Annotated in this window: 17 protein-coding genes; 7 read left to right on the top strand and 10 right to left on the bottom strand. The window is 67.9% G+C overall.

The window, feature by feature from the left end; all coding sequences use genetic code 11:
- The first annotated feature begins 47 nt into the window (after positions 1-47).
- Positions 48-656, top strand: a complete 609-nt coding sequence (locus tag O3I_RS08245) for a TetR/AcrR family transcriptional regulator (RefSeq protein ID WP_014982445.1) — start codon at positions 48-50, stop codon at positions 654-656.
- 16 nt (positions 657-672) lie between these two features.
- On the opposite strand, the gene O3I_RS08240 is transcribed toward O3I_RS08245, so the two are convergent.
- Positions 673-1,200 (bottom strand): DinB family protein, encoded by a 528-nt coding sequence (locus O3I_RS08240; protein ID WP_014982444.1) that lies wholly within the window; start codon positions 1,198-1,200, stop codon positions 673-675.
- A 110-nt stretch (positions 1,201-1,310) separates the two neighbouring features.
- Here O3I_RS08240 and O3I_RS08235 point away from each other — a divergent pair, with 110 nt between their 5' ends.
- Together O3I_RS08235 and O3I_RS08230 are read left to right on the top strand one after the other, a co-directional pair.
- Complete coding sequence (locus O3I_RS08235; protein ID WP_014982443.1) at positions 1,311-3,095, top strand: N-acyl-D-amino-acid deacylase family protein; 1,785 nt, start codon at positions 1,311-1,313, stop codon at positions 3,093-3,095.
- 36 nt (positions 3,096-3,131) lie between these two features.
- Positions 3,132-3,731 carry a TetR/AcrR family transcriptional regulator gene (locus O3I_RS08230; protein WP_014982442.1) on the top strand — a complete coding sequence of 200 codons (600 nt, stop codon included), beginning with the start codon at positions 3,132-3,134 and terminating at the stop codon, positions 3,729-3,731.
- 31 nt (positions 3,732-3,762) lie between these two features.
- Here O3I_RS08230 and merB read toward each other — a convergent pair whose 3' ends face one another.
- The 4 genes from merB to thrS form a co-directional block, all read right to left on the bottom strand.
- On the bottom strand, positions 3,763-4,608 hold the full coding sequence (gene merB / locus O3I_RS08225) for an alkylmercury lyase family protein (RefSeq protein ID WP_014982441.1): 846 nt from the start codon (positions 4,606-4,608) through the stop codon (positions 3,763-3,765).
- 138 nt (positions 4,609-4,746) lie between these two features.
- Positions 4,747-5,712 carry an ADP-ribosylglycohydrolase family protein gene (locus tag O3I_RS08220; RefSeq protein WP_141691696.1) on the bottom strand — a complete coding sequence of 322 codons (966 nt, stop codon included), beginning with the start codon at positions 5,710-5,712 and terminating at the stop codon, positions 4,747-4,749.
- 19 nt (positions 5,713-5,731) lie between these two features.
- Entirely contained in the window at positions 5,732-6,376 is a 645-nt protein-coding gene (locus O3I_RS08215) for a glyoxalase (RefSeq protein WP_014982439.1), read from the bottom strand.
- Positions 6,377-6,467: 91 nt separating this feature from the next.
- On the bottom strand, positions 6,468-7,685 hold the full coding sequence (gene thrS / locus O3I_RS08210) for a threonine--tRNA ligase (RefSeq protein WP_014982438.1): 1,218 nt from the start codon (positions 7,683-7,685) through the stop codon (positions 6,468-6,470).
- A 278-nt stretch (positions 7,686-7,963) separates the two neighbouring features.
- Between thrS and O3I_RS08205 the strand changes: the two genes are divergently transcribed.
- Positions 7,964-8,341, top strand: a complete 378-nt coding sequence (locus O3I_RS08205; RefSeq protein ID WP_014982437.1) for a hypothetical protein — start codon at positions 7,964-7,966, stop codon at positions 8,339-8,341.
- 54 nt (positions 8,342-8,395) lie between these two features.
- Positions 8,396-8,731, top strand: coding sequence for a YnfA family protein (locus tag O3I_RS08200; protein WP_014982436.1), 336 nt, complete (start codon positions 8,396-8,398; stop codon positions 8,729-8,731).
- A gap of 8 nt (positions 8,732-8,739) precedes the next feature.
- Here O3I_RS08200 and O3I_RS08195 read toward each other — a convergent pair whose 3' ends face one another.
- From O3I_RS08195 to O3I_RS08175, 5 genes are all read right to left on the bottom strand, one after another.
- Positions 8,740-8,949, bottom strand: coding sequence for a hypothetical protein (locus O3I_RS08195; RefSeq protein WP_014982435.1), 210 nt, complete (start codon positions 8,947-8,949; stop codon positions 8,740-8,742).
- Positions 8,950-8,975: 26 nt separating this feature from the next.
- Positions 8,976-9,449 carry a hypothetical protein gene (locus O3I_RS08190; protein ID WP_141691695.1) on the bottom strand — a complete coding sequence of 158 codons (474 nt, stop codon included), beginning with the start codon at positions 9,447-9,449 and terminating at the stop codon, positions 8,976-8,978.
- A 188-nt stretch (positions 9,450-9,637) separates the two neighbouring features.
- Entirely contained in the window at positions 9,638-9,898 is a 261-nt protein-coding gene (locus O3I_RS08185; RefSeq protein ID WP_014982433.1) for a hypothetical protein, read from the bottom strand.
- Positions 9,899-10,013: 115 nt separating this feature from the next.
- On the bottom strand, positions 10,014-12,044 hold the full coding sequence (locus O3I_RS08180) for an NADPH-dependent 2,4-dienoyl-CoA reductase (RefSeq protein ID WP_014982432.1): 2,031 nt from the start codon (positions 12,042-12,044) through the stop codon (positions 10,014-10,016).
- A 19-nt stretch (positions 12,045-12,063) separates the two neighbouring features.
- Positions 12,064-12,621, bottom strand: a complete 558-nt coding sequence (locus O3I_RS08175; protein WP_014982431.1) for a PadR family transcriptional regulator — start codon at positions 12,619-12,621, stop codon at positions 12,064-12,066.
- A gap of 170 nt (positions 12,622-12,791) precedes the next feature.
- On the opposite strand from O3I_RS08175, the gene O3I_RS08170 reads away from it, so the two are divergent.
- Both O3I_RS08170 and cmrA read left to right on the top strand, forming a co-directional pair.
- Positions 12,792-14,159, top strand: coding sequence for an MFS transporter (locus O3I_RS08170; RefSeq protein ID WP_337587887.1), 1,368 nt, complete (start codon positions 12,792-12,794; stop codon positions 14,157-14,159).
- A gap of 58 nt (positions 14,160-14,217) precedes the next feature.
- Complete coding sequence (cmrA, locus tag O3I_RS08165; protein WP_014982429.1) at positions 14,218-15,021, top strand: mycolate reductase; 804 nt, start codon at positions 14,218-14,220, stop codon at positions 15,019-15,021.
- The last annotated feature ends 41 nt before the right edge of the window (positions 15,022-15,062 follow it).

Genomic DNA, 15,062 nt, shown 5'->3' with positions numbered 1-15,062 from the left:
CGCCGCGGTCAAGGGGTGCGAAGGCGTGGATAGACTGCTACGTCGCCATGAACGCTGACCGACGAACCCAGGCCGAACGCTCGGCCGCCACCCGCACCGCGGTGATCCGTGCCGCGCGAGAACTGTTCGGCCAGTTCGGATACGGCGCGGTGAGCACCGTCGCGGTAGCCGAGGCCGCGGGGGTCAGTCGTGGCGCGCTCTATCACCAGTTCAGCGAGAAGCGCGATCTGTTCGAGGCAGTGTTCGAGGATCTCGAGCGCAGCCTGGTCGAGGTGATCGGCACGGCGGTGGCCGAGGCCCGGTCCGACGACCCGATCGCCGGCTTGATCGTCGGCTGCCTGGCCTGGTTGAACGCGTCGACCGCGCCCGAGGTACGGCGCATCGCGCTGTTGGACGGACCCGCGGTGCTGGGCTGGCGCCTCTGGCGCGAGATCGAGTTGCGGCACACGATCGGCCGGGTGGAGAACGCCTTGGCGGGCGCCATCGCGGCGGGCCGCATCCGGCGTCAACCCGTACGTCCGCTGGCCCTGATCATCGTCGGCGCCTTGGACGAGGCGGCCCAAATCCTCGCGCACTCAGCGGAATCCACCGAAGACACCGCCGCCGTCCACGCGGTGATCGAGCAATTGATCACCGGCCTCACGATCAACGGTTGAGCCGAAACCGCTTGCCTCACTGACCGTTGCGCGCCGCGTGCAGCAGACGCAACTGCCCGATCTCCGCGGCGTTCTTCATCAGTTCGGCGTTCACCCAGGCGACGGTGTGCGCTACGGACTTGCTGTCCTCGCCGGACCACGGAAACGTCGCCGGGGCAACCAGATCCGCGTCGGAGATCCGATCCAGCACACGTGACCATTCCGCCCGCAAGTCGCGCAGCCATGCGACGACGGCGTGGTCACCCGGCCACTCGATCTCGTGCCGCTCCCGGGGCACCCGACCGGCCAGATGATCCATGGTCACACTCCACCACCAGCCGATATGCCAGCTGAGCCAGGCGATGGTCGGCACCGGGATCGGATCAGGCTCGACGTCGGCCCAGTCCGGCACCCAGCTCCCGTCGGCTCCGGTCCGCAGCGTCCAGCACAGGTCTGCGGGCTCCCAGCGGACCTCGGCCTCGGTCAACCGCTCGAGGTGGAATTCGAACAGCGCCCATACCAGGTCGAATTGCCAGCGCAGCACGGCAGACGACGACAAATCCATGGGTCGAATCATGCCTACCCTGCCCTACCAGGGCAATTGGTTTGTCGAGTTTAGATAGTGATCGATCACTATTTATGTTACCGTCAAGCGAAACGGCCAGGAGGCATGCGATGTTCGACATGATCGTGCGAGACGGACTCTGGTTCGACGGAACGGGCGCGCCGCCGCAACGTCGCGACCTCGGTATCCGGAACGGGATCGTGGAGGCGATCTCGGCGCAACGATTGACCGGCGGTCCGGACACCGAGGTGATCGAGGCCGAAGGCAAATGGGTCGCACCAGGTTTCGTCGATGTGCACACCCATTACGACGCCGAACTCCTTGCGCGTCCAGCCCTTTCGGAGTCGGTGCGGCACGGCGTCACGACGGTGTTCATCGGCAACTGCTCGCTGTCGACCATCCTGGCCTCGAACTCGGACTGCGCGGACTTCTTCAGCAGGGTGGAAGCGGTGCCCCGCGCGGCCGTGCACGGCGTGCTGGAAACGCACCGCGACTGGCGAACTCCCGCCGAATACGCCGCAGCGCTGGAGCGACTTCGACTGGGCCCCAATGTCGCCGCGTTCCTCGGCCATTCCGATCTGCGGACCCACGTGCTCGGTCTCGATCGGGCCGTCACCCGGGACACCCGGCCCAGCGCGGCGGAACTCGCGCGCATGCAAACGCTGCTGGAGCAGGCCATCGACGCGGGCTTCCTCGGCTTGTCCTCGATGACCAACACCCTGGACAAGATCGACGGCGAGATCTACCGTTCCCGTTCGCTGCCCTCGACCTACGCCCGGGGCCGGGAGTTCCGGGCACTCAACGCCGTACTGCGCCGCCGCGGCCGCATTCTGCAGAGTGCGCCGACCATCAACTTCACGCCCAACATCTGGAAGTTCTTCGCGGCCAGCTCGGGGTTGTTCGGGCGCAAGGCTTTGCGAACCTCCCTGCTGTCGGCGGCCGACTCGAAGGCGTATCCGCCGATCGTGTTCTTCATGATGTACGCCGCGCCTTTACTGAACCGGTTCGCGCGCACCGACTTCCGGTGGCAGCACCTGCCGGTGCCGTTCACCGTCTACGCCGACGGCATCGACCTGGTGGTGTTCGAGGAATTCGGTGCCGGCGCCGCGGCGCTGCACCTCAAGGACGAGGTAGAACGCAATGAACTGTTGCGGGACAAGGAATATCGCCGCTGGTTCCGCAAGGACTACGACAACAAGTTCAGTCCCCGGATCTGGCACCGGGACTTCTTCGACGCCACCATCGTGGCCTGCCCGGACGAGAGCGTGATCGGCAAGACCATCGGGCAGGTCGGCAAGGAACGCGGGGTGCACCCCGTCGACGCCTACCTCGACCTGGTCGTCGAATACGGCACCCGGTTGCGGTGGCGCACCACCGTGGCCAACCACCGGCGCAAGTACCTGGACAAGCTCGCCACCAACCCGGGGGTGCAGATGGGTTTCGGCGATGCGGGCGCGCACCTGCGCAACATGGCGTTCTACAACTACCACCTGCGGCTGCTCGAACGGGTGCAGGCCGCGCAGTCCCGCCGCAAGCCCCTCATGCGGATCGAGCAGGCCATCCACCGGCTGACCGGCGAGCTCGCCGACTGGTACGGCCTCGACGCCGGCCACCTGCGCGTCGGTGATCGCGCCGATCTCGTCGTGCTCGACCCCGCCGGGCTGGACCAGTCCGTGCACGGCCTGCACGAGCGCCCGATGCCCGAGTTCGGTCTCGACCGCATGGTCAATCGCAACGACGGCGCGGTGACGGCCACCGTCGTCAACGGCGTAACCGTCTATCGCGAAGGACAATTCACGGCCGGCTTCGGCAGCGACTGGGGCACCGGCCAGTTCTTGCGCGTCGGCCGGCCCGCACGCGCACACGTCGAGATCCGGCATTCCGTCGGCTCCTGAGCGGTTGCGGCGCACCGTGCCCTTACGATCGCGCACATGAGCCGCACCCAGCGCGAACGGCGCGAGTCCACCATCGCCAAGCTGCTCGACGCGAGTATCGCGACGATCAGCGAGAAGGGTTATGCGCGTGCCTCGGTCAAGACCATCGCGTCGCGGGCCGGGCTCTCCTACGGTGCGCTGTTCCGGCACTTCGAGACCATGGCGGATTTCATGGTCGCCACCGCCGAAGAGGCGTTCCGGCGCCAACTCGACGCGTTCGAAACACGATTCGCCGCCATACCGGCCGCGGACCGCAGCGTGGAAACGGTGCTGCGGCTGCAATACGAGCTGGCGGGCAACTCCGTCAACGCCGCGATCTACGAGTTGCAGCTGGCGGCGCGCACCGACGAGAAGTTGCGCGAGGGACTGCAACCCGCGCTGTTCGCCTACGGCGTGCGCATTCTGCAACTCGCCCTCGAGACCACGGACCCGGACCCCGCCATCGATCCGGCGGATTTCGCCACCGTGGTGTTCATGATCAGCGATATGTTCGACGCCGAGCACCTGTTCCGGCACGTCCGACCCTACCCGGAGCTCACCGAACGCCGAATCCAGTTGCTCACCACTATGATCGATGCGCTACGACCGACCAGCTGACCTACCGCGCAACGTGCGCGCCGTTACCGCGTCAGCGCAGCCGGAACCGCAGGAAGAAGCCCAGACCACGTCGTCGCCACGCACGCAGCATCGGAAGCGTTGGCAGCCAAAAGGTTTCGAGGCGCGGAAAGCCGCGTCGGGACAGGCCGACGAGCCCGAACCGACGCAGCTTGCGCGCGAGCGGCAGCAGCGGGAACACGGGCTGGTAGTCGTAGTCCAGCCGGCCCTTGCCGAGCAATTCGGTGATGAGACGGCTCATCTGCTCGGGCGCACGGGTGACACCCTTGATCTCGGGATGCGCCCGGCGCCATTGCTCGGCGGCCTCCTCGGACGCGAAAAAGCTGTTGTAGTCGCACCATCCGACCACCCGGTGCGGCATCTCACGCAGCGGATACCCCAGATGCACCCGCAGTGTGCCGGGCCCGTAGTCCAGCAGCACCCCGTCACGTCCGACCAGGCGCACCGGCTGCCCGGTCTGCCTGCACACCGACTCGACGACCACCTCCGCGCCGGGGAACTGCCCCGAGATCGCGCAGGCCTCGACGGCGCATTCGGCGAACCAGCGCTGCACGCCGTCGACAGTGATCCGATAGTGGTTCTCGAACGTCGCGAACGGACGCGCGTAGACGATCTCCCCCACCGCGGGCTGCGGCCGCGCCAGCGGCTCGTCCTGGAACACCGGACTGCCCGCGTGCTCCCGGTCCTGCCGTGCCACGCAGATCGCGCCTTCCAGGTCGCGCAGATCTGCGGAAAGGTCCGCCTCCGACAGCGCGAACTCGGCCCTGAGCTCGGCGATCGTCGGCGCCGTTCCCTCTCGCCGGATCTGCGTCATGATCCGCTGCCGAATATCGCGGGCGCGGTCGGTGAGCTCTGCCATTCATGCCTCCGATAAACGCCGTGGTTGTGCCGGACATCTTTGTTATCATTGAACGCATTGCGATCACTGTTCACATTATGATGATCCGACTGGTCCGAAAAGTCAACGAGCACGAGTTTCGTGGAGGGGCCGAGCCCCTCAGAATGCGCCGGAGAACCAGCTCCGCAACCGTCGCCTGCGCCGCTCCGCCGCGCGGACAGGATCGAACCAGCCGGGCAGCGGTTCGCGGGCCGCGAGCCACACCGGTGGCACCCCCGCGATCGACTGGGCGCGGCCACCGACGCCGGTGAAGGCGGCGACGATGCCACCCGCGATGGCACCGGTGGTGTCGATATCGCCGTCCGCCGCAAGGCAAGCGGTGATCGCGCCCGGGTAGTCGGCCAGGTGCGTGGCCGCGACCCACAGGGTGAACGGGACCGTATTCTGCGCGGTGACCTGCGAACCGTTGCCGAGTTCGGCCGCGGCCACCGCCACCGGGGCGCCCAGCAGGGTGCGCGCATGGCGGATCAACGCACCGGTTTCGCCTTGGGCCAGTCGATCGAGCACGGCGGTGATGAATTCGCTCGGCGCAGGCCGAGTCCCGGCCAGGCGCGCCTGCGCGGCTTGCCCGGCGGCCAGTGCCACCGCGACCGCGCCGCTGACGCCTTCCGGATGCAGATGCGTCACCTCGGCGGATCGGATCGCTTCGGCGACAATACTTTCCGGGTCGCCGGCGTAGTAGGCGCCCAGCGGGGCGACGCGCATCGCCGCGCCGTTGCCACACGAACCCTGATGGTCGTACGCGGCGCCGGCGGCGGTCCGCCACGGCACGCCCGCGCCGATCTTGCGCAACGTGGCGATCGCGAGGAATCCGTAGTCGCGGGCGGGATCGAGGCGCCGGGCGAACGCGGCGGCCAGCCGATCCTGGTCGATCCGGTCGTGCCGGGCGAGTTCGTCGACCACGGTGCAGGCCATTTCGGTGTCGTCGGACCACCGCCACGGCCCGCCGGGAAGTTCACCGGCGCGCACGTCGCGAATCGAGCGGCGCATGATCGGGAATTCCCACCCCAGCGCGTCCCCTACCGAAAGCCCGTCCAGCGAATCGAGCATCAAGTCCCTGTGCATCGTGGCCGACGGTAGGCGATCACCGGTCGGCGGGCGCCGGGGTGGGCTCCCATTCGAAGCCGTCCGGGTCGGCGAAGGCGCCCAGGCCACTCGCGAGGACGATGCGGTGCGAGCCGGAACCCTCCGGGGCCACACCGGCATCCTTGGCCGCCGCCTTGCGCCCGTACAGCGCCAGCTTGATCGCCGCCGACGGAGCCTCGAACTCGACGTACTTGCTGCCGAAACTCTTGCCGACCGGCAGACCGCGATCGGCGTAGAACTGCTTGGTCGCCTTGACGTTGTCCACGCCGAACAGCACGACGAAGTCATCGATCTCGCGGGTGGCCGGGCCGGTGTCCTTCTTCGCCGAGGTCGCGATCTTCCAGATCGCACCGTCCGGGGCCTGCACGACCGCGCCGTAGCCCCAGAAGCTCTTCTTCGCGGGCTTGACGATCGTCGCACCCGCCTGCACGGCGCTGCCGACGAGGCTGTCGACGGTACTGGGCTGCGAGACGACCAGCGAGAGGATGAAACCGCGGAAACCGCTGGTCGGCGCGTCCGAGGCGCGCACCCGCAGCTTGTCGCCGAGGCCGAACGCGGCCGCGTAGAACTCCGCTGCCGCGGCGGGGTCGGCCACCTCGAGGGTGACGGCGTCGATGGTGATCTGGTCAGTGGTGATGTTCATGTCGATAACGCTAAGTGCGGGCCGGTGACCAGCGCTTCTCGATTCCTGATCGGTTCGCGCGGCCACCGGCCACCGGCCACCGGCCGGGCGATCAGTCGGCCCACAATCGGGTGTCGTGGCTGTCCACCAGCACGCGGATGCGTCCGATCGCGTCGTCCGCGGACTGCGCAGGCAGCTTTCGTCCGTCCCGGAGCCGGACCGCGACCGCGTCATCCGCGATCTCGGCCGGTCCGAGCACGAATTGATAGGGCGCCAAACGGCTTTCCCGCACCCGGGCCGCCAGGCTCCCCGATTCGGCCCCGACTACCTCGGCACGCAGACCGGCCCGCGCACACCGCTCGCGCAGCTCGACGGCAGCAGGTTCGTCGGCGGCCGAGATCGGCAGTACAGCAACCTGTTTCGGGGCCAGCCAAGCGGGGAACGCGCCGCCGTGCTCCTCGATCAGCTGGGCGACAGCGCGCTCGACGCTGCCGATGATGCTGCGGTGCACCATGACCGGTCGGTGCTTCGCACCGTCGGGCCCGACGTAGTGCAGATCGAACTGATCGGGTTGATAGAAGTCGACCTGCACGGTGGACAGGGTCGACTCCCGGCCCGCGTGATCGTGCACCTGCACGTCGATCTTCGGACCGTAGAACGCGGCTTCGCCCTCGACCGCGTCGTACGGCACACCCGCCCCGTCGAGCACTTCGCTCAGAATCTTGCTCGCCCGCAGCCACATATCCGGTGCCGCAACGTATTTGCCGCCGGGGCCGGGCAGCGACAACCGGTAGCGCACCGCGCTGAGACCCATCGCGCGATACGCGGCTCCGATCAGCGCGAGGGCGGCCGCGGCCTCGTCGGCGACCTGCTCGAGGGTGCAGAAGATATGCGCATCGTTGAGCTGGATACACCGCACTCTGGTCAAACCGCCCAGCACGCCGGACAATTCGGAGCGGTACATCGCACCGAGTTCGGCCATGCGCAGCGGCAGTTCGCGATAGCTGTGCGAGCGGGATCGGTAGATCAGCGCGTGATGCGGACACAGGCTGGGTCGTAACACGACCTGCTCACCGCCGAGATCCATCGGCGGGTACATGTCTTCGTGGTAATGCGCCCAGTGCCCGGATATTTCGTACAGCTCGCGCTTGCCCAGGGCCGGGGAATACACGTGCTGGTAGCCCGCCTGGCGTTCCACACCGCGGATGTAGTCCTCCAGACACTGGCGCACGATCGCTCCGTCGGGCAACCAGTACGGCAATCCGGCCCCGATCAACGGGTCGGTGTCGAACAAGCCGAGTTCCCGGCCCAGTTTGCGGTGGTCGTACATGGGGTCTCCTCCGATGAGGGCGGATGACCACACGGCGAAGCCCCGGGCATCCGCCCGGGGCTTTGTCAGAACAAGAGTCAGCGCGCCGGGACGTCGTCCGGCGTCGTGATGCACAGTGCGCGCTGCATGCGCGAGACGGTACACCCGCTCCGCATACGGAACAACGAAATTTCCGGGCCATCCGTCTCGCCGCTCGATCGGATTCAGGCTTTGCATCCAGTACCCGGATACAGGCTTAGCATCGAACTACGCGGCGCTTTCGATGTGGGAGGTAAGCAATGACCGCACAACCAGTCGAACGAGGCGATGGGCCCGTGGAGTTGCGTTGGGCCCCGGTGCAAGGGTGCACGTTGCCCACCGCCGCGCAGCCGGTCCGCGAGGCCGAGTTCGGCGCACTGTTCGCCGCGGCGGTGCGGACCGTGCAGCGGCCGTCGCCGAACGTCCTGCGGTTGGCGGTGGCCGCTACCGCGGAACAGACGGCGCGGGACCTCGCCGCGCGCGAATCCGGGTGCTGCTCGTTCTTCACCTTCGAGTTCACGCCCCGGGATCCGCACACGCTGTGGATGAACATCGAGGTCCCCGCCGCGCGGGTCGCCGTGCTCGACGGTCTCGCCGCCCAGGCGATCGAAGCGAGCGGCTCCGACACCGCGCGGTGACTGGCAGCCGAGGTCACGGCGCCGGCGCGGGTTGATCTTCTACGCTGCGTGCCTATGACCGTCTTGCGTTCGATCCTGCTCTTCGCGTTGGCGGCCGTGGCCGAGATCGGCGGGGCCTGGCTGGTCTGGCAGGGCGTGCGCGAACACCGCGGGTTCGCGTGGATGGGCGCCGGGGTGCTCGCCCTCGGCTGCTACGGATTCGTCGCGACCCTGCAACCCGACGCCGACTTCGGCCGCATTCTCGCCGCGTATGGCGGCGTCTTCGTCGCGGGCTCGCTGCTGTGGGGCATGGCGCTGGACGGTTTCGAGCCGGACCGCTGGGATCTCACCGGCGCCCTCATCTGCCTGCTCGGCGTCGCCGTCATCATGTACGCGCCCCGCGGAGCGTGACCCGTCGCCTAGCCCAGCTCGACCTCGTCGAAGCCCACGGTGAGCCGGTGCCGCCGCTCCCGCAGCACACCGCCTTCCCGGTGCGCGAGCCCCTCGCCGAAGTCGATGCGCAACGTCGACCTGCGCGCATCCACCTCCCGGACGACCGCGCAGACACCGCTGAACGGCCCCTCCGGGAAATAGACGACGTCACCTGGCGCGTAATCGGAGAACCCCACGCCCCCACAGTAATCCGGTACGGCGCTCACTCGGCGGCGTCGAAGAGCACGATCGGGCCCGCGCTGATCCAGTGCTGGACCGGCTTGGTGACGCAGTTCTCGTCCAGATGGTTCAGGTCCGGCATCGACTGGACGAACGAAACATAGTGGTAGGGGCCGAGATAGCCCTCCATGAAGTTCTCGGCGCCGACGCTGACGTAGGTGGCAGGTCCGTCGAGTTGCAGCGTGCCACCGTCCGTCGTGGGCAACCGCACCGTGACGTGCCCTTCCCCGCCGTCGGTCAGGCACGTGCCGGTACTGCCCAGGCCGGGCCGGGTGCCGGTGGTGACATCGGCATCGAACACGCCCGCCCGGAACGGATTCAGTTCCCGACCGGCGAGCCGTCCGGCGCAGACGATCGAAAGCCCCCGGTTACGGACCTGCTGCTGCGACGGTTCCAAGCTGAGCCCCGGCGGAAGCGCCCGCTCGGCTCCCGCGAGGAAGCAGCTCGCGGTGCTCACCGGCGCAGCGGACGCAAGTGGTTGCGGCACAAGTGCAGCGCCGGTGAGCGATAACAGTGCGATGGCGAACGTCGCCGCACGACGCATGACTTCCCCTCCCGTATGCGATAACCCCGATCGTAAACACGCTTGCGTTGTCCCCGTGGGCATTCGACGGTCAGAGATGAAACGCGTTCCAGTTAGCCGAGTTACCGGTTGGGCGGCGGGCAGGGCTTACCGTTGAGGTCGGACGGCGGCGGCAACGGCTTGCCGTCGGGGCCGACCGGCGGCGGCAACGGCTTGCCGTCCGAGCCCAGCGGCGGGGGCACGCACCCCTCGGGCGGCGTGGCGCCCTGCACCGAACCGAATCCGCCGAGCCCGATGGGGTTTGCCGTCGCCGAGCCGGCGGCGAGCAGCCCCGACCCCATGATCGCGGCGAAAACCAAGACACTGGCCGTACGCAGCCTCATATCAATTCCTGTCTCGAATGCTGTTGTCCTGTCATGGCTTTAGACGCGCGTCGGCACGTCCGGTTCCACGACCGAACAAATATGAGCTACGTCACATTCGAGACCTGGCGTCGATTCAGAGACGAGCCGCCAGCCGTGTGCCCTGATCGATCGCCCGCTTGGCGTCCAACTCCGCGGCGAGTTCGGCGCCGCCGATGAGGTGCAGGTTCACGCCCGCGGCGCGCAGTTCGCCCTCCAGGTCGCGCACGGACTCCTGGCCGGCGCAGACGATCACGTTGTCGACCGGGATCAGCTGGGGGCGTTGCCGTTTCTCACCGAAACTGATGTGCAGGCCGTGGTCGTCGATGCGCTCGTAGTTGACCCCGCCGATGTGGTCGACGCCCTTGGCTTTCAGCGCCGCGCGATGCACCCACCCGGTGGTCTTACCCAGGTCCTTGCCGAACGGTGTCGACTTGCGTTGCAGGAGAACGACCTCGCGCGCGGCCGGCGCCGGCTTGGGCTCGGTGAGCTGACCGGGGGCCTGCTCGTTGTCTGCGTCGACGCCCCACTCTTCCTTCCACTCGTCGAGCTTGAGCGTGGGATGGCCTTCGACGGTGAGGAATTCGCTGACGTCGTATCCGATACCGCCGGCACCGATCACCGCGACGCGCTTGCCGACCGGCCGCTCCTCCCGGACCAGTTCGGCATAGGACAGCACCATCGGATGGTCGATACCCGGGATGTTCGGGATGCGCGGCTTGACGCCGGTGGCGAGCACCACCTCGTCGTACCGGCCCGCGACGAGTTCGGCCGCGCTCACGCGCTTGTTCAAATGCACTGTCACGCCGGTGACTTCGAGCTTGCGCCGGTAGTAGCGGATGGACTCGTCGAACTCTTCCTTGCCGGGGATACGGCGCGCGATGTCGAACTGGCCGCCGATCTTGTCGTCGGCTTCGAACAGGTCGACGCGATGACCGCGCTCGGCGAGGTTGACCGCGGCGGACAGCCCGGCCGGTCCGGCGCCGACCACCGCGATCCGTTTGGTGCGGCGGGTGGGCAGCAGCTGCAGCTCGGTCTCGTGCCCCGCCCGCGGATTCAACAGGCAGGACACGGTCTTGCGCTGGAACGCGTGGTCGAGGCAGGCCTGGTTGCAGGCGATGCAGGTGTTGATCTCGTCGATCCGGTCCTGCTTGGCCTTGTTCACCCACTCCGGGTCGGTGAGGAACGGGCGGGCCAGCGAAACCAGTTGCGCGTCACCACGAGTGAGGATCTCCTCGGCGATCTCGGGCATGTTGATCCGGTTCGACGCGCAGACCGGAATGCTCACCTGCTTGGTGATCTTCGCGGTGAACTCGACGAAGGCCGCCCGCGGCACCGAGGTCACGATGGTCGGCACCCGCGCCTCGTGCCAGCCGATATCGGTGTTCAGGATGTTCGCGCCCGCCGCCTCCAATTCCTTGGCCAGCGCGACGATCTCATCGAAGGTCTGGCCCTTCTCGACCAGCTCGGCCATCGAGAGCCGGAACACGATGATGAACTTCGGGCCGAGCGCGGCGCGGGTGCGGCGCACGATCTCCACCGCGATCCGGCGGCGGTTCTCGGCCGAACCGCCCCACTTGTCGGTGCGCCTGTTGGTGCGCGGCGCGAGGAACTGGTTGATGAAATAGCCTTCACCGCCCATGATTTCGCAGCCGTCGTAGCCCGCGAACTGGGCCAGCCGCGCGCAGCGCACATAGTCGTCGATGGTGCTCTCGATCCCCTTGGACGACAGCTTGCGCGGACGGAACGGGTTGATCGGCGCTTTGATCGAGGACGCGGAAACGCTGCCCGGCACATAGGAATAGCGGCCGGCGTGCAGGATCTGGATGGCGATCTTGCCGCCCTCCTTGTGCACCGCCTTGGTGATCACCCGATGCCGGTAGGCCTCGGTCTTGTTGGTCAGCTTGGAGCCGAATGGCAGCAGCCACCCGGTGCGGTTGGGCGCGTAACCGCCGGTGATGATCAGGCCGACACCGCCGCGGGCGCGTTCGGCGAAATAGGCGGCCAGCTTGTTGGTGTCCCAGGCACGGTCCTCCAGGCCGGTGTGCATCGACCCCATCACCACGCGGTTGCGCAAGGTGGTGAAGCCGAGGTCCAAGGGCTCGAAAAGATGCGGGAAGGAACTCATCGGCGCGTCTCGCTTTCGGTCAATCCGGGTGCGGGGCTGTCGCACTCGGGCGCAGGGCTTGCAGAACTTCGTCGCACCATTCGATGAACCCCGCCTCCACGCGGATGCCCGCGCGCAAGACGAGGAACTGGTGCAGAGCCGTCCCGGAGAGCTGATCCGGGACCGGAAAGTCGCGTTTTTCGATGAGGCGGTACACCTCTAGGCGCTGGGCGTGCTGGTCACGGTGGCGGGCGACCTCGGCGCACAGCGCGGTGATGTCACCGTAGGCGGCGGCGCGGATCTTGATCGCGAGCTCGTTGCGCGGGGTGCCGGTGTCGGACGGTTCGGCGATCCAGCGGGCCAGCTCCGTGCGGCCGGCCTCGCTCACCGAGTACACCTTCTTGTCCGGCCTGCCCTCCTGGACCACCGACTCGCTGTTCAGCCAGCCGGACTCTTCCATGCGCTTGAGCACCCGGTAGATCTGCTGATGGGTGGCGCTCCAGAAGTAGCCGATGGACTTCTCGAAGCGGCGCGCCAGCTCGTACCCCGAGCCGGCCCGCTCGGTCAGCGATACCAGCAGCGCATGCTCGAGGGCCATGGCGACAGATTAGCCGTAACACCCAGTACTATGCAACTGAGTGCATAACGTTCGGCTACCGTGCCGGTAACTCGCCGGAACGAGATCCGCGGCCCGCGCGTAGCACCCCGGTATCGAATCGGCGCGCAGGCCGCTTCGTCGGCCACCGGCGACGCCCCGCGGCGGATAGGCTGCGCGGCATGACCGAGGTGAACGCGCGAGCGACTGTCGGACAGGCCGCCGGGCGCGCACAGGTGGTGGCGTGGGGATTCTGGGATTGGGGATCGTCCGCCTTCAACGCCGTGATCCTCACGTTCGTCTTCTCCGTGTACCTGACCGACAAGGTCGGTGACGATCTGCCCGGCCCCTTCTCGTCGAGTACCTGGCTCGGCCTGACCCTCGGCGCCGCCGGGCTGCTGGTGGCGCTGACCGCGCCGATCTTCGGGCAGCGGTTCGACGCGTCGGCGAAACGCAAACGCTCCCTTGCCTTCTTGACCGGGCTCTGCATCGCGTCGATGACACTGCTGTTCTTCGTGCACGACGACTATCACTATCTGGGGTACGGCCTGCTGCTGCTCGGACTCGGCTCCGCCTTCTTCGAGCTGGCCAGCGTGCCCTACAACGCGATGCTGCGCCAGGTGTCCACCCCGGACAATGTCGGGCGGGTCTCCGGGTTCGGCTGGGCCATGGGCTATTTCGGCGGCATCTTCCTGCTGCTGATCTGCTACTTCGGTTTCATCTCCGGCGACGGTGACAACCGCGGGCTGCTCGGCATTCCCACCGACGACGGACTCAACATCCGGTTGGTCGCCGTCGTCGCGGCGGTCTGGTTCGCGGCGTTCGCGCTGCCGGTGCTGTTCACCGTCCCCGAATTACCGCGCACCGACGCCGATCCCGGCGCCGCGAACGCCGGGTTCTTCGCGTCGTACAAGGTGCTGTTCCGGGACCTGGGCGAGCTGTGGCGCGTCGACCAGCGCATCGTCTGGTTCCTGTTGGCCAGCGCGGTCTTCCGCGACGGACTCGCGGGTGTCTTCACTTTCGGTGCGGTGCTCGCGGTGCGGGTGTACGACATCGCCGAGGCCGATGTACTGCTGTTCGGCATCGCCGCCAATGTGGTTGCGGCACTGGGCGCGATCGTCGCGGGACGGCTCGACGACCGGGGCGGGCCGAAGCGCGTCATCGTGGTCTCGCTGGTGTCGATGATCGTGTGCGGCCTCGCGCTGCTGGTGGTCTCCGGCCCGCTGATGTTCTGGATCTTCGGGCTGCTGCTCACCGTGTTCGTCGGCCCGGCGCAGTCCGCGTCGCGGTCCTTCCTCGCCCGACTGGCGCCGCCGGGACGGGAAGGCCAGATCTTCGGCCTCTACACGACCACGGGACGCGCGGTGTCGTTCCTCGCGCCGCTCTCGTTCGCCCTGTTCACGATCCTGTTCGACACCGACCGAGCGGGCATCGTCGGGCTGGTCCTCGTGCTCGCGCTCGGGCTCGGCGCGCTGCTGCCGGTCCGTTCGCCCGCGCCGACGGACGTGCAGACCGGTCCCACGGACAAACCGGCCCAGTAGCCGAGGTCTCGGCGGACCGCCCGCCTCGCCGTCCCGAAACATCGCTTAGGCTCCTGACGTGAGCTTGCCCTCCCCCACCTCCGAGAACCGCGCCGTGGTCACCGGCGCCTCCTCCGGCATCGGCACCGCGCTGGCCGCCGACCTCGCCGCCCGCGGCTATTCGCTGATCCTGGTCGCCCGCCGTGGTGAGGTGCTCACCGAACTCGCGCAGCGGCTGACGCTGGCGCACGGCATCACCGCCGAGGTGCGCGCGGTCGATCTGTCCGACCGCACCCAGCGCGGCGCACTGGTCGAGGAACTCGGCGCCCGCGACATCGCGATCCTGTGCAACAACGCCGGGATCGCCACCTTCGGCGCGGTCGCCGAACTCGACCTCGCCTACGAGCGCGCCCAGATGGAACTGAATGCCGTTGCGGTGCACGACCTCACGCTCGCGGTGCTGCCCGGCATGATCGCGCGCGGCGCCGGCGGCATCCTGATCAGCGGCTCGGCCGCGGGGAACATGCCGATCCCGAACAACGCGACCTACGCCGCGAGCAAGGCCTTCGCCAACACGTTCTGCGAGTCGCTGCGCGGCGAGCTGAAGGATTCCGGCGTGCACGTCACACTGCTCGCGCCCGGCCCCGTGCGCACCGAGACGCCCGATCCCGCCGAGGCGTCGATCGTGGACCGGCTGGTGCCCGATTTCATGTGGGTCTCCTCGGAGTACACCGCGAAGGTGTCCATCGACGCGCTGGCCCGCAACAAGATGCGCGTCGTGCCGGGCTTGATCAGCAAGGGCATGAGCGTCGCCGGGCAGTACGGGCCGCGCGCCGTCACCGCACCCATCGCGGGCGCCTTCTACCGGAAGCTGGGCGGCTGAGACCGCGGTCACGGGCCTGGTCAAGGTTCCGTCAAGATCGG

The sequence above is a fragment of the Nocardia brasiliensis ATCC 700358 genome (assembly GCF_000250675.2).
GTDB classification, from domain to species: Bacteria; Actinomycetota; Actinomycetes; order Mycobacteriales; family Mycobacteriaceae; genus Nocardia; species Nocardia brasiliensis_B.
This window is presented reverse-complemented; position numbering and strand designations above follow the sequence as displayed.

Coding starts and splice junctions, on each gene's coding strand:
- O3I_RS08245 (WP_014982445.1), top strand. CDS start 48: ATGAACGCTGACCGACGAACCCAGGCCGAACGCTCGGCCGCCACCCGC.
- O3I_RS08240 (WP_014982444.1), bottom strand. CDS start 1,200: ATGGATTTGTCGTCGTCTGCCGTGCTGCGCTGGCAATTCGACCTGGTA.
- O3I_RS08235 (WP_014982443.1), top strand. CDS start 1,311: ATGTTCGACATGATCGTGCGAGACGGACTCTGGTTCGACGGAACGGGC.
- O3I_RS08230 (WP_014982442.1), top strand. CDS start 3,132: ATGAGCCGCACCCAGCGCGAACGGCGCGAGTCCACCATCGCCAAGCTG.
- merB (WP_014982441.1), bottom strand. CDS start 4,608: ATGGCAGAGCTCACCGACCGCGCCCGCGATATTCGGCAGCGGATCATG.
- O3I_RS08220 (WP_141691696.1), bottom strand. CDS start 5,712: ATGCACAGGGACTTGATGCTCGATTCGCTGGACGGGCTTTCGGTAGGG.
- O3I_RS08215 (WP_014982439.1), bottom strand. CDS start 6,376: ATGAACATCACCACTGACCAGATCACCATCGACGCCGTCACCCTCGAG.
- thrS (WP_014982438.1), bottom strand. CDS start 7,685: ATGTACGACCACCGCAAACTGGGCCGGGAACTCGGCTTGTTCGACACC.
- O3I_RS08205 (WP_014982437.1), top strand. CDS start 7,964: ATGACCGCACAACCAGTCGAACGAGGCGATGGGCCCGTGGAGTTGCGT.
- O3I_RS08200 (WP_014982436.1), top strand. CDS start 8,396: ATGACCGTCTTGCGTTCGATCCTGCTCTTCGCGTTGGCGGCCGTGGCC.
- O3I_RS08185 (WP_014982433.1), bottom strand. CDS start 9,898: ATGAGGCTGCGTACGGCCAGTGTCTTGGTTTTCGCCGCGATCATGGGG.
- O3I_RS08180 (WP_014982432.1), bottom strand. CDS start 12,044: ATGAGTTCCTTCCCGCATCTTTTCGAGCCCTTGGACCTCGGCTTCACC.
- O3I_RS08175 (WP_014982431.1), bottom strand. CDS start 12,621: ATGGCCCTCGAGCATGCGCTGCTGGTATCGCTGACCGAGCGGGCCGGC.